Genomic DNA, 13,323 nt, shown 5'->3' with positions numbered 1-13,323 from the left:
CCCATGGACCGCATTCCCAAGCCCGACAAGCGCTGGCACACCGTCAACGCCTGGCTGCTGCGCCAGATCGACAGCGGTGAATGGCCCAGCGGCATGCAATTGCCCTCGGTGCGCGAGCTGGCGCGGCTGTTCGACAGCAGCATCGCCACCGTGCAACGGGCCCTGGCGGAGCTGGAGGCCAATGCCTATGTGCAGGCCAGGCCACGGGTAGGCTATTTCGTCGCCAAGGGCGCGGCCCAGGTGCAGGGGTTCGACTTGGCCAGCGTCACCGTCAACGTCGACCACGCGGTGGTCGCCATGCTCGCCCAGGCGGCCAGCAACACCACGCTTTCGCTGAGCTCGGCAGTGCTGCATGACGAACTGGCCCCCCAGGTGCTGCTGAGCAGATGCCTGGCATCGCTGGCGAGCAAGGCCGATCTGGCGCTGGCCGGGCTGATCGCGCCACCCGGCCTGGCCTCGCTGCGCCGGCGTATCGCCGGGCTGATGCTGCAACGCGGCGTGGCCTGCGGGCCGGACGATATCCTGGTGACCTCGGGCGACACCGTGGCCCTGGAACTGGCCCTCGAAGCCGTCGCCCGGCCGGGCGCCACGGTGGCCATCGAGACACCCACCTACTACGGCATCCTGCAGACCATCGAACGCCTGGGGATGCGCGCCCTGCCCATTCGCACCCACGCCGACAGCGGCATGGACCTCGAGCATCTGGAGTGGGCCCTGAAGCGCGGGAAGGTCGATGTGGTGTTCCTCAACCCGACGCTGCAGAACCCCCGGGGCTTCATCATGCCCGACACGGCGCGGGCACGGCTCTCACAGCTGGCGCAGGCGGCGGATGTGCCGATCATCGAGGACGACATCTTCTTCGACCTGGTGGACGAGGCGCAGCGCCCCAGGGCGATCAAGCACTACGACATGACCGGGCAGACGATCTATTGCTCGTCGTTCTCCAAGACCGTGGCGCCGGGGTACCGGGTGGGCTGGTGCGTGGCCGGACGGTACCGGGATGCGATCCTGGCCCAGATGTTTTCACGCAACCTGGCGGTATCGAGCCTGGCGCAGCGGGTGCTGGATGAATTCATCGGGCGGGGGTACATGGACGAGCACTGCGCGAAACTGCGTGGGCGGCTGGCGGCGCAGGCCGGGGTGATGGAGGCGCTGGTGCGCTCGGTATTTCCGGCGGGGACGCGCTATGTGGCGCCTCGGGGCGGCTTCATCCACTGGGTCGAATTACCGGGAGGGACAGACATGCTGGCGCTGCAACGGCTTGCCGCGGAGCGTGGCTGCAACGTGGGCGCCAGCGGGATGTTCTTTGCTGATGGGGAGTGTGGCACTGGGTTGCGGGTGTGCCTGGGGCGGGTGATTACGCCGGAGGTGATGGGCGGGTTGAGGGTGCTGGCGGAGTGCGCTGGCCTTTCAAGGCCTTGATTGAGCTTGAGGTACTTGGGGCCGCTGCGCAGCAGCCCCAGGTTCCGGAATCACGCCAGATGCGCCTGGCTACGCAAGTGCTCGGCCAACATATCGATAAAGGTCCGCACCTTGGTCGAACCATATTTGCTCTCGCGATGCAGGATATGGATCGGCCACGGCGCCTCCTCGTATTCGGCCAGAATCACCTGCAAGCGCCCGGCCGCCACTTCGTCCGCCACCTGGTACGACAGCAGCCGGGCGATCCCCAGCCCGGCACTGGCCGCGGCGATGGCGGCGTCGTTGCTGGTCACGGTCAGGCGCGGCTTCATGCGAATCAGCGTCGGGTCGTCGATGGCGCCGAAACGCCAGTCCGTGCGAGGTGACAGCGTCCCGGCGGCGATGACTTCGTGCTTCTGCAACTCCGAGGGATGGCGCGGCGTGCCATGGCGTTCCAGGTATTCGGGCGAGGCGCACAGCAGCCGGCGCATCTTGCCCACGCGCAGCGCCTTCAGGCCCGAGTCGGGCAACTGGCCGATGCGCACGGCCACGTCCATGCCCTCCTCCACCAGGTTCACCACGCGGTCGAGGAAGAACGCCGAGACGTCCACCTCGGGGTACTGCTGCAGGTAGCGCACGATGCACGGCATGACAAACTTCTTGCCGAACAGGATCGGCGCGGTCACCGCCAAGTCGCCCTTGGGCGCGGCGTTGATGCCGGCGGCGGCTTCGTTGGCTTCGATAATGCTGGCGAGGATATGCCGGGTGTCTTCCAGATAGCGCCCGCCGGCCTCGGTCAGGCGCACGCTGCGGGTGGTGCGCAGCAGCAGCTTGACCCCGAGCTGTTCCTCCAGGGCGCTGACGGCGCGGGTCACCGCCGCCGGCGAGATGGCCAGGCGGCGAGCGGCGGCGGCGAAGCTTTCCAGCTCGCCCACGGCCACGAACACTTTCATCAGGTGGATCTGGTCCATGCCGCGCCCCACGCGTTGTCGTCGAGCGATTATCGCCGTGGTCACGCTAGAGCTCCAGTACCAAGGGCTGCACGCCTTCCTCGGCCTGGGCCGGAATCGCGCAGCAGATCAGCACGCTACCGGCTTCGGGCAGTTCGGCGGGCGGGTTCGGATAGTGGACCTGGCCGCTGACCAATTTGGTCTTGCAGGTACCGCACGAGCCACCGCGGCAGCTGAAGTCCGGCGACAGGCCGCGGCTTTCCGCCAGTTCCAGCAAGGTGCCGCCCCCGGGCGCCCAGCGCGCTTCCTTGGCGGAGCTGGCGAAGTACACCGGCACCGGTTCGCTGGCGGGCGGCGGTTGTTGCAGGGTGGACTGGTTGTCGTCGTTGTGGCGACGCAGGGTCGAAGGGCCGAAGGCTTCGGCATGGATGCGGGCATCCGGTACATGCACCGTGCGCAGGCCTTCGTAAAGGTCCTGGGTGAAACTGGCCGGGCCACAGAGGTAGAAGTCGTAGTCGTCCAGCGGCAGCGTGCCCTTGATCTGCTCGATGCCCAGGCGGCTGGCGAACACATAGTCGCGGCCCTGCACGGCTTGGGGTTCGGGCAGGCTCAAGGCGCGGTGAATGCTCAGCAGGCCACCGGCGTGTTGCTGGAGTTCGGCAAGCTCGTGCTGGAACGGCAGGTCAGCCAGCGTACGGCCACCGTGGAACAGGTAGATGCGCCGCCCCAGTCCCAAGGCCAATTGTTCGCGGAGCATGGCGATCAACGGGGTGATACCGACACCAGCACCGACCAGCACGAGGGGCCGGTCGCTGGTGTGATCCAGGGTGAAACTGCCCATGGGCAGGCGCACCTGTAAAGGGTCGCCCACCTTCAGTTGCTGGTGCAGATAGCGTGACGCCGGCCCCTGCGCCTTGACGCTGATGCGCAGGTGGCCATCGGACGGCGCACTGGACAGGCTGTAGGTGCGGATCAGCGGTGCCTCTCCATCAACCTGCAAGCGCACCGGAATATGCTGGCCGGGCACGAAGGGCACCGCCGTACCCTCCTCGGGTTGCAGGTAGAACGAACGGATATCGCGGCTTTCCTGCTCGATACGCAGCACGCGCCAGGTCAGCCATTGGCGCTGGCGCTCACGCTGTTGCAGGCGCTGCTCGGCTTCGCCCCAGGTGCCGGTCATCAGGCTGGTAGGGGCGTATTCCTGGAAGGCCCAGCGCAACGACACCGCAGCCGGGCGGACCACCACTTGCTCGATGTCCAGGGTCCAGAGCCGCTCGGCCCCCTCGAAAGCGCTGATCACCGGGCTGTCGAGAATGACCTCGGTACGCCCGGAAACCTGCAGCACATCGCCCGTGGTGAAGTCGATGAACAACAGGCCGGCAACCGGGTTGACCAGCAGGTTGCCGAGGGTGTTGAAATGCAGGTTGCCGGCATAGTCGGGAATGGTCAGGCGATTGCCTTCGACCCTGACGAAACCGGGCCGGCCACCGCGGTGGGAGACGTCCACGGCACGTTGGCCGTTTTCCTGCTCGACGTAACTGGCGACAAAGAAGGTATCGGCGTTTTCGATCATGGCGCGGGACGCGGCATCGAGTGTCGATGAATCCCGACGCGCCTGCGGCGGTTCATCGACGCGGGTGTATTCGCGCAGCTGGATGTACTGGGGGCAGTTGCCGAACGATTGCTCGACCACCACCTCCAGCTGGCCGGCGCCTGCCCGACGGATCAAGCCATTGAGGCGATTGCGCCGCCGCGTGTGCAGCTCGATCCCCAGCAAGCCAATGGCACCGCCATCCACCAGGCCCGGCGTGGCCGGGTCATCAGCGGCAGGCGCGGTGCCGATCAGCAGTTGCCGGGGATCGGGCGAGCTGACGAAGCCTTCCGCGCCTTCGAGCAGCGTCGCCCAAGGGGTGCCAGCAGCATCCACGGCACCGGCCACCAGGAACGGCAATTGCTGGTAGAACGCGCGATGCTGGTCGGGCATGAAGTCGCGGATGACCTTCTGGCCGAACACCTCCATGCGCTCTGCAACACCGACTTGCTCCTGCAGCCGTTTTTCACCTGCATGCCAGGGCGATCGCATGGCGGCATTCCTCTGGGTTCAGAGCGTGGTCTGTAAACCGATGACGGTGCGTGGCATCGGCACGAAGCCCGGCAGCGCCTCGATCCGGGCCAGCCAGGCGCGCACATTGGCGTACGGCTCCAGCGATACATTGCCCTCGGGGGCGTGGGCGATGTACGAGTAGTTGGCGATATCGGCGATGGTCGCCTGGTCACCAACCAGGAACCGGCTCTTGGCCAGTTCGGCGTCGATCACCTTGAGCAGGGTGTGGGCGCGGCCAATCACTTCGTCGGTGTTGAACGAGGCGCCGAATACGGTCACCAGGCGGGCGGCAGCCGGGCCGAAGGCCAGCGGGCCTGCGGCGACCGACAGCCAGCGTTGTACGCGGGCGGCGCCGACTGGATCCTGGGGCAACCAGCGCTCACCGCCATAGGCTTTGGCCAGGTAGACCAGGATGGCGTTGGAGTCGGCGATGACGATGCCGTTGTCGTCGATCACCGGCACCTGGCCGAAGGGGTTGATGGCGAGGAATTCAGGCTGCTTGTGCTCACCCTTGGCCAGGTCGACGAAGACCAGCTCGGTAGGCAGTTCGAGCAGTGACAGCATCAGCTCGATACGGTGGGCATGGCCGGACTTGGGGAAGTTGTAGAGCTTGATCGGGCTTGGCATGTTCTGGGCTCCGGATCAGCGCCGGGAGTGGCGCTGCTGGAGAACATGCTGCACTGGATCGGCAGGCAACAGAATCAGTGCTGGGAGCAATCCAGTATTTCGGCAGGTGGAATAATCACAATCGCGGGGCAAGTCGGGTCGCCGCATCGCCGCTCCCACGCGCCCGCGGTTGCGATCTCAATGCCGGTGCTGTTTCTGGTACTGGTACAACCCCCGCGCCGCCTCGACCACCAGCGGTACACAGGCCTGGCGCTCATCGAAGCTCATCGAGTCGAGCAGCTCGAAGTTGTCCTCCAGACCATGCAGCGAAATGGCCTTGAGCAGACGATCCTGCTCCGGCGGCAGCTCGCTCCACTCGGCCACTTGCGTGCCGCGCATGTAGCCGAAGCACCACTCCTCGAGAATGATCGTCGGGCCCTCTTCGCTCTCGCCCTCTTCGAACATCGGCTCGAAGCCCTCGAGGTCCGTGGCCAACTCTTCGGCCACCTGGCTGGCATAACGCAGCATCAGCGCGGTATACGCTTCTTCATGGGCAGGCTTCTTGAACTTGGGCACCTTGCCACCGGCGACAGAAGGCAGCCATTGCTCAGGGATGACCTTGCTGGGGGAGCTGGCCAGCGCAGTGAAGAAACCGTTGAGCTCGGCGAGGTTGAGTACCGAATAATCGTTGCCGTAGGTGATCAGCAGGTCTTCGAGGCGGTCGAGTTCTTTTTCGCTGAGCGCGGGGAGCATGGGGTGGGTGTCCTGGGTAAATGTGCGTGCACCCTAGCATAGGCAACGCCTGCCCGCTCCCTTCATGGGAACGGGCATCGGGCTATTGCTGCAGCCACTGCGCCAGCTCGGCCTGCCGCCCGCTACCGGCCAGCAGCCACAACAAGAGCCGACATTTGCGCGGGCAAAGCCAGCCGGCCATGTGCAGGCCGCGGGCCTGCAGGTCGATCTCGCCACCGACGAACCCGTAGGTTCCCCGGGCTGTCGGGCCATTGCCGGTGCGGGTGGCGATAATCACTGGCATGGTGTCTGCGACGTCCTCCAAAGCCTCGGCCCAGGCTTCGCAGACATGGCCTGCGCCAAAGCCGGCAACCACCAGCCCTGAATAGCCCATGCCACCAAGGGCGCGCAGCAGCCGCGTATCGGCATCGAGGCAGGCCTCCAGCAGGACGACCTGGTGACCGACCTGCGCCGGCAGGGGCAACACCCAGCGTGGCGCGGCAGCCTGACGATAGATGGGACAGCCCTCCACCACTTCCCCTATCGCCCCTGCGCCAGGCGATTCGAAAGCCGCCATTGCCAGGCTGGCAGTCTTGCGTACCCGGGCGGCCGAGTGAATCTGGTCGTTGATCACCACCAGCACGCCACGCCCCCGGCTGCCATCGGCTATCGCAACCTGCACTGCCGCCAGCAGGTTCGCCGGACCATCTGCGCCCGGCTGGCAGGCCGAGCGCATGGCGCCGGTCATGATCAGCGGAGTGTCATGGGGCCAAAGCTGATCGAGGAAATACGCGGTCTCCTCCAGTGTATCGGTGCCCTGGGTAAGCACCACGGCCTGGGCCCCGGCTTGCACTTGTGCGTTTGCCCAGGCCAGCGCATCCAGCATGTCGGTGAATGCCAGGGAGGCGCTCGGCACCAGGCACAACGTGGCGGTGCTGATCTGCGCCAGTTGCTGCAACTGAGGCAGGGCACTCAACAGCGCGGCACAGTCGAGCCGGGGTGTCACACCCTGCCCCGGCGCCCCGGATCGCATGCTGACCGTACCGCCCAGGCTGCCGATGGAAACACGTGGTGCTGTCATGGGTTACCTCCCGCAAGCAGACCAACCAGGGGCACGATACCCAGGGTGCTGATGGCCATGGACAGGACATTGCCGATATAACCGTGCATGTAGCTTGGCAGGCGCTGGCTGATTGCCACGGCAAGCGGTGGCGCGATCAGCGCGCCGAGCACTGCGCTGGCGATGATCACCTGCCAGCTGCCACCCAGTGTCAGCACGGCGGCGGGCACGATCGAGACGATGGGAATATAGGTCGGATACCAGCCCCGCTCCTTCCATTGCCGTCGCCAGAACAGCACACCGACCAGCGATGCCAACCCCTGCCCGGCCACCATCTGCAGCACCAGTTGCGATCCGTAGGCCGGTGCCGCCGGGGCCAATACATAAGCCAGCAATACGCCCAGCAGCAAGCCGAGGCTGGCCAGTTCATTGCCAAAGAACGGCGCTTCGCTGAAATCGGCCAGTACCCGACGCAGGGTCCAGGCCACGCCATAGTCCGGCTGGCTGGCTGTCGCTACGAGCGCTGGGCGCTGTCCATCGCGAACCAGCACCGGGAAGCGTTTGCACAGCAGGAACGCCAGCACACTGGCCAAGGCCATGCCACTGACATTGCCGATCACCACCGGCAACTGCAGCGGGTAGCACAGGTAGTTGACCAGCAGCAGGCTGGCCGGCGTCACCAGCACGGCACCGAGCAGCGCGCCATTGATCGCGACGCGCCAACCGCCGCCAAACAGCAGGACCATGGCCGCCGGCAGCGAGACGAAGGCGACGAAGGTCGGCTGCCAGGTACCACCGTCCAGCGTCCAGCCCCACAACGCATGGCTGAGCAGTAGGCCGAGCAGCGAGCTGATGATCAGCCAGGGCCACAGCCCAGTGCCGTAGCAGATGGCGAAGCCCTGCCAGCGATGCCCACGCTGCTGGGCCCAATGCGCAAGGCTCGCCCCCAGCAGCAGCCCCAGTGCCGGCAACTCGTGCTTGTAGAAGGCGACCTCACTGATATCGCCGACCATCCAGCGCAGCCTGCTCAGCGGCTGGTCGAGGGTTGCGACGAGTTGCGCATAATCGGGCCATCCACCCAACATCAGGCTGGCAACGCAAAGCAGCGCGAGGCCCAGGAGTATCAGCGACGACGACCGTTGTCGCGGTAAAGAAAGGTGCTGTTCCATGGCGCCTCCTCAACGTGGCATCGGCGCATGCAGCCGATAACCCAAGGTGGCGTCGTAGAGGTCGGTGCGGCGGTCACGCGGCAGGTCATTGAGACTGTTCCAGATAGGCGCCGAGCGAGCGACGCTGAGGTCGACGTCGGCATAGAGGATGCACTCCTCCTCGGCACCGGCCACCTCGCCGATGGGCCAGCCGTTGGTGCCGGCAATCAGCGAACAACCGAGGAAGCGCCCGCCCCGTTCCCGACCGATGCGATTGGCGGCGGCGATATAGACATTGTTGACGTGGGCTGCGGTTATCGTCAGATACGAGGCCATGCAGCGTCCGGCCTCGTCGAACAGCGGCGGCGGTGTCCAGACCCAGTTGTTCAGGCTGCAGATGATGTCGGCGCCCTGCGCTGCCATGAGCCGTGGCACCTCCGGGAACCAGATGTCCCAGCAGATCAGCAGGCCGATGCGGCCGATGGGCGTTTCAAACACCGGGAAGCCCAGGTCGCCGGGGGTAAACCAGAGCTTTTCCTGGTTCCACAAGTGCGCCTTGCGGTAATGCCCGAGCAGCCCCAGCGGGCCGAACAGCACGGCGCTGTCGAAAAGCTTGAGGCCGTCACGCTCGGCGAAGCCTGCAGCCAGATACACCTGCTGCTCACGGGCGAACTCCGCCCAGGCCTGCAGGCATCGTCCATCCTCCAGCGATTCGGCGTGGGCATAGGCCTCGGCGCGGGAGTTGAAGGTGTAGCCGGTGTTGGCCAGCTCCGGCAGCACGATCAGGTTCGCCCCTTCACGCACGGCGCGGCGGGCCAGGGCCAAACCACGGCTCAGGTTGCCATCACAATGGTCCAGGCCGACCTGCGGGTCGTACTGGATGACGGCAATGCGTACGGGGCTGACGGGGGTGGTGTGTTCCTGCATGGCGGCTTCCTTTTCTGGTTGTTATGGAAGGCCGCCAGTAGAACGGGCATGGCAGGTGGAGCGACAGTCAGCAGGATCCTCTGGAGCTGCGGGAGAGTGCGAAAATACGGGGAGGAGCACTCCTACAAAGTTGTTTCAAAGCACCTGTAGAGGCACCTGATAATTCGGATAGTGCTCGAGGTTGAAGCCATCCTTGAAACGTGCGCCGGTGTTGTTGCAGAGGTTGATCACGGTGTCGATGGCGGTGCGCAGACACGGCTCGGTCCAGCCGGCATCGACAGAGAAAGACTCTCCGGCGAGGTAGAGCCCTGAATGGGCACTCAGTTCGCGGTTGTACTTCATCAGGCTTACCGCGTCGTAATAGGCACCCGGCCGGTACAATTTCGCACAGCCAAGTGCATTCCTGTCTGTCATCCATCTTTGTATGCGGGTATTTCCAAGATCGATGTGTGGCGAGATGGGCTCGCCGATGTTGGCGCAACGCAACAGAATCCGATCGAGTTCCGCTACGCATTTTTCCACCAACTCGGCGTCTGAATACGCCGCCAGCTTGGTGGCATCGTCCTCCCAGGTGTAGCTGAGCAAGATGCAATCGCGGCTGTGCTGATCGTTGTAACGGTAGGCATAGACATCGTGCACGAAGCTGTCGGTGACCAGGATCTGCGGCAGATGGGGATGCTGGTCGAGAAAGCTTTTACGCAGCGGCGCATAAACCTTGCAGCTGGTCTCCCAATGGGCGTACTTCCAGGCCTCGATAATGTCCGGTGGCAGCATGTTCCGGGAGAACCCCTCCAGGCGCATCCCTGTTTCGATCAACCAGGACGGCGTGGTAAGCACCACGCTGTCGAACACCTCACTCATCGGCTGAGCCTTGGCTTCATCACTGTGCCGCCAACGGTAATCGACGCGGATGCGGCCATCGGCCAATTTTTCCAGGCCATGAACAGAGCTGTCCGTCAGCAGGCCATCCTTACGCGTCACGCATTGGCTGTACAAGGATTCGCCCAAGCCAGCAATGTCCATGAACAGCAGGGCCTCATCCAACGCGGCGATCCCCAGATAGGCAGGTGCCTGGAAATGCAGGCCTTTGCTGTCGGGCACGGTCTCGATACCCTGATACGGCGCGGCAAGCACTCGCCCCCTTTCATCTACACGCCCATGCACAAGCTGCAGATGGCTGCTGAAACCGAAAATGGCAGTACGCAACGGATAGAGGCAACACACGTCGTAGAAGGCGCCCCAACTGCCATCACCGATACCGATTGCATAGAAGATCGCCGATTCGTCACGGTCCATGCCAACGCCGCCGAAATCGCCTGGGTTGCCAGGGTCCCAAACCTCCTGGCTCGACAGCAATACCAGTTCACGGAACGACAGCCTGTGATATCGCTCGACGATTGCCGACCACATCGCCAGCCAGCCTTCTGTGCCGTAAATGGCGGCCACCTGTTCGGCGAAACGCTCGGCAAAGCGCCGCCACTTGCCATGAATCCTCTGTAGTACCGCGGTAGGTGGTGGAGTGTGACCTTCGGGATTCTTCCAGATCAGCAGCTTCGGATCGCCCTCCCCTTCAAGCTGGCCTTCACGCAGGTAGATACCCGTTGCATTGACCCACTGCGTGCCAGGGTTAGGGAAAGCGGAAAGACGCAGGTCAAACAGGTTGGCGTAGTAAGCCATCAATGAACGGCCTGCCTTGGGCGGCTCGCCGGTTCGGTTGAAGAACGGCATGCGCATGGCGCCCATCTCGAAGGGAGCGGTGCATCCCGGCGGCTTGCCAGCTGGGGTCGACACGGTGAGATGACGTCCCCCGATACGCCGGGCCTGCTCGATCAGGGTGATATGGGTAAAACCACAGCGCAGCAGTTCACGTGCGACGGTAAGGCCGGTGACGCCAGCACCGACAATGCAGATGCGATGTGCAGGACGGGAAGCCTGGGCAATACCGTCCTGTTGTTCGACGAGGCGTCGGTAGTCGAAACACAGGTCAGGCGGGTTCGGGAAGCGTGCGGCCCATGGCAGCACTGGAGAGTGCGGCTCGACGGCCAGGTCGGCGGGATGGTTGTACGTTGAACCAATGGTCATGGTCTCGGGTTCTCAAGGTAGATGAGGAGCCTGAGCATGCCGAGAGCCGGGAGATGGGGAGCGGTAGAGGGGTATCGCGGTGCTGAGTGCGTCGTTGCCAGAACAGACGCAATCGCGGGGCAAGCCCGCTCCCACGCTACCCGTTCCCTCAAGCCCTGTATTAGCTCTGTGGTTGCGGATGGCGTGGGAGCGGGCTTGCCCCGCGATGAGGATGCTACGGTTTAGACCGCCAGCGCGCGCTCACGCAGCTCGCTGTTGAGGATGCGGTCGTTCTCGCTGTAGTCGACCGGGCAGTCGATCACGTGCACGCCAGGGGTCTTGATGCAGTGCTCGAGCAGCGGCAGGAAGGCTTCGGCGCTTTCCACGCGGTGGCCATTGGCACCGTAGGCTTCGGCGTATTTGACGAAGTCCGGGTTGCCGTAGTCCAGGCCGAAATCGGTGAAGCCCATGTTGGCCTGCTTCCAGCGGATCATGCCGTAGCCGTCGTCACGCAGGATCACCACGGTGATGTGCATACCCAGGCGGACGGCCGTTTCCAGCTCCTGGCTGTTCATCATGAAGCCGCCGTCGCCGCAGACCGAGATGACCGGGCGATCCGGGTACACCAGGTGCGAGGCCATGGCCGATGGCAGGCCGGCGCCCATGGTCGCCAGGGCGTTGTCCAGCAGCACGGTGTTGGGCTTGTGGGCCTTGTAGTTGCGGGCGAACCAGATCTTGTAGATACCGTTGTCCAGGGCGACGATGCCTTCAGACGGCAGGGCGCGACGGATGTCGGCAACCATGCGCTGCGGATAGACCGGGAAGCGGTCGTCGTCGGCGCCTTCGGCGATCTGCGCTTCGTTCGCTTCGCGGATGGCCATCAGGCGGGTGAAGTCCCAGTGGCTGGTATCGGTCAGCGCTTCGCTGATCTGCCATACGGCGTTGGCAATGTCGCCGATCACTTCTACTTGCGGGAAGTACACGGCATCGACTTCAGCCGAGCGGAAGCTCACGTGGATCACTTCGGTGCCGCCACGAACCATGAAGAACGGTGGCTTCTCGATCACGTCGTGGCCGATGTTGACAATCAGGTCGGCGGCTTCGACGGCGCGATGAACGAAGTCACCGGAGGACAGCGCGGCGTTACCCAGGAAGCGCGGGTGACGCTCGTCGACCACACCTTTACCCATCTGGGTGGTGATGAACGGGATGCCGGTCTTGTCGATCAGTTGCTTGAGGACCTTGGCGGTCATCTTGCGGTTGGCGCCGGCACCGATCACCAGGATCGGGTTGCGGGCGTTCTGCAGTTTCTGCACGGCGGCTTCGATGGCCACGTGCTCGGCCAGCGGGCGACGGTGCAGGCTGCGCGGGATCGGCAGGGCGTCGGTCTGCTCGGCGGCGATGTCTTCCGGCAATTCCAGGTGCACGGCGCCCGGCTTCTCTTCTTCCGCCAGGCGGAAGGCTTCACGCATGCGCGCAGGAATGTTGTCGGCCGAGGCGAACTGGTGAGTGTACTTGGTGATGGGGTCCATCATGCCGCACACGTCGATGATCTGGAAACGGCCTTGCTTGGACTTCTTGATCGGTTTCTGGCCGGTGATCATCATCATCGGCATGCCGCCCAGGTAGGCGTAGGCGCTGGCGGTCACCAGGTTGGTCGCGCCAGGGCCGAGGGTCGACAGGCTGACGCCGGTCTTGCCGGTCAGGCGGCCGTAGGTGGCGGCCATGAAGCCCGCGGATTGCTCGTGGCGGGTCAGTACCAGCTTGATCTTCGACTTGCGCAGGGACTCGAGCAGGTCGAGGTTTTCCTCACCGGGAATGCCGAACACATACTCGACACCTTCGTTTTCCAGGCATTGCACAACGACATCGGCGGCCTTGGCCATCTTGCTTCTAACCTCAAGTAATAGGACGGTGAAAGTCCAGAAATGCGCAGCACGGTACGCTGGCATCGCTCGGTCCGGGTGCCAGGATTGCCCCGAACCTAAGCCTTGACGCAGGGTAGGTACGGGGAAGTCACTTAATGTGACGGCAATATTGTCGCACCTGTGACGCGGCGATGTGAGGTAGTCGATGAGCAAAGGATATTTGCGGTGAACGCAGGGATGTCCTGCGATGAAGCCAATCAGCCATAGAGAGCGCCGCTTACGCGGCGCATCGCCGGCAAGCCGGCTCCCACACTGACCGCGCAGTACCTGTGAGAACTGGCTTGCTGTTGATATGGCCTGCCGATTTTCCGGGCACAAAGACAAAACCCCTACCTGCTCGCGCAGATAGGGGTTTTGCGAAATGAATCTTGACGATGACCTACTCTCACATGGGGAAACCCCACAC

10 protein-coding genes are annotated in these 13,323 nt (G+C 64.1%); 1 reads left to right on the top strand and 9 read right to left on the bottom strand.

Features of this window, described 5'->3' with window-relative positions; translation table 11 throughout:
• The first annotated feature begins 3 nt into the window (after positions 1–3).
• Positions 4–1,422: a PLP-dependent aminotransferase family protein gene (locus DFS21_RS14915; RefSeq protein ID WP_111532574.1), complete on the top strand. Its 1,419-nt coding sequence runs from the start codon at positions 4–6 to the stop codon at positions 1,420–1,422.
• 50 nt (positions 1,423–1,472) lie between these two features.
• Here DFS21_RS14915 and DFS21_RS14910 read toward each other — a convergent pair whose 3' ends face one another.
• The 9 genes from DFS21_RS14910 to DFS21_RS14870 form a co-directional block, all read right to left on the bottom strand.
• Entirely contained in the window at positions 1,473–2,372 is a 900-nt protein-coding gene (locus DFS21_RS14910) for a LysR family transcriptional regulator (protein ID WP_111532573.1), read from the bottom strand.
• Positions 2,373–2,418: 46 nt separating this feature from the next.
• On the bottom strand, positions 2,419–4,434 hold the full coding sequence (locus DFS21_RS14905) for a pyridoxamine 5'-phosphate oxidase family protein (protein WP_111532572.1): 2,016 nt from the start codon (positions 4,432–4,434) through the stop codon (positions 2,419–2,421).
• An 18-nt stretch (positions 4,435–4,452) separates the two neighbouring features.
• Complete coding sequence (locus tag DFS21_RS14900; protein WP_111532571.1) at positions 4,453–5,082, bottom strand: glutathione S-transferase family protein; 630 nt, start codon at positions 5,080–5,082, stop codon at positions 4,453–4,455.
• Between the two features lie 177 nt (positions 5,083–5,259).
• A complete protein-coding gene (locus DFS21_RS14895; protein WP_111532570.1) occupies positions 5,260–5,814 on the bottom strand; it encodes a UPF0149 family protein in 555 nt (184 codons plus the stop codon).
• An 82-nt stretch (positions 5,815–5,896) separates the two neighbouring features.
• Positions 5,897–6,874, bottom strand: coding sequence for an asparaginase (locus DFS21_RS14890; RefSeq protein WP_111532569.1), 978 nt, complete (start codon positions 6,872–6,874; stop codon positions 5,897–5,899).
• A complete protein-coding gene (locus tag DFS21_RS14885; RefSeq protein WP_232968190.1) occupies positions 6,871–7,938 on the bottom strand; it encodes a hypothetical protein in 1,068 nt (355 codons plus the stop codon). Before DFS21_RS14885 ends, DFS21_RS14890 begins: the two co-directional genes overlap by 4 nt.
• A gap of 93 nt (positions 7,939–8,031) precedes the next feature.
• Positions 8,032–8,928, bottom strand: a complete 897-nt coding sequence (locus DFS21_RS14880) for a nitrilase family protein (protein WP_111532568.1) — start codon at positions 8,926–8,928, stop codon at positions 8,032–8,034.
• A 135-nt stretch (positions 8,929–9,063) separates the two neighbouring features.
• On the bottom strand, positions 9,064–11,010 hold the full coding sequence (locus DFS21_RS14875; RefSeq protein ID WP_111532567.1) for an FAD-dependent oxidoreductase: 1,947 nt from the start codon (positions 11,008–11,010) through the stop codon (positions 9,064–9,066).
• Positions 11,011–11,231: 221 nt separating this feature from the next.
• Entirely contained in the window at positions 11,232–12,875 is a 1,644-nt protein-coding gene (locus DFS21_RS14870; protein WP_102685196.1) for an acetolactate synthase large subunit, read from the bottom strand.
• Positions 12,876–13,323 lie beyond the last annotated feature (448 nt).

The organism is Pseudomonas sp. 2848 (assembly GCF_003253945.1).
Taxonomy (GTDB): Bacteria; Pseudomonadota; Gammaproteobacteria; order Pseudomonadales; family Pseudomonadaceae; genus Aquipseudomonas.
Note: the sequence above shows the minus strand (reverse complement) of the source record. Positions and strands in the feature narration are given on the sequence as shown.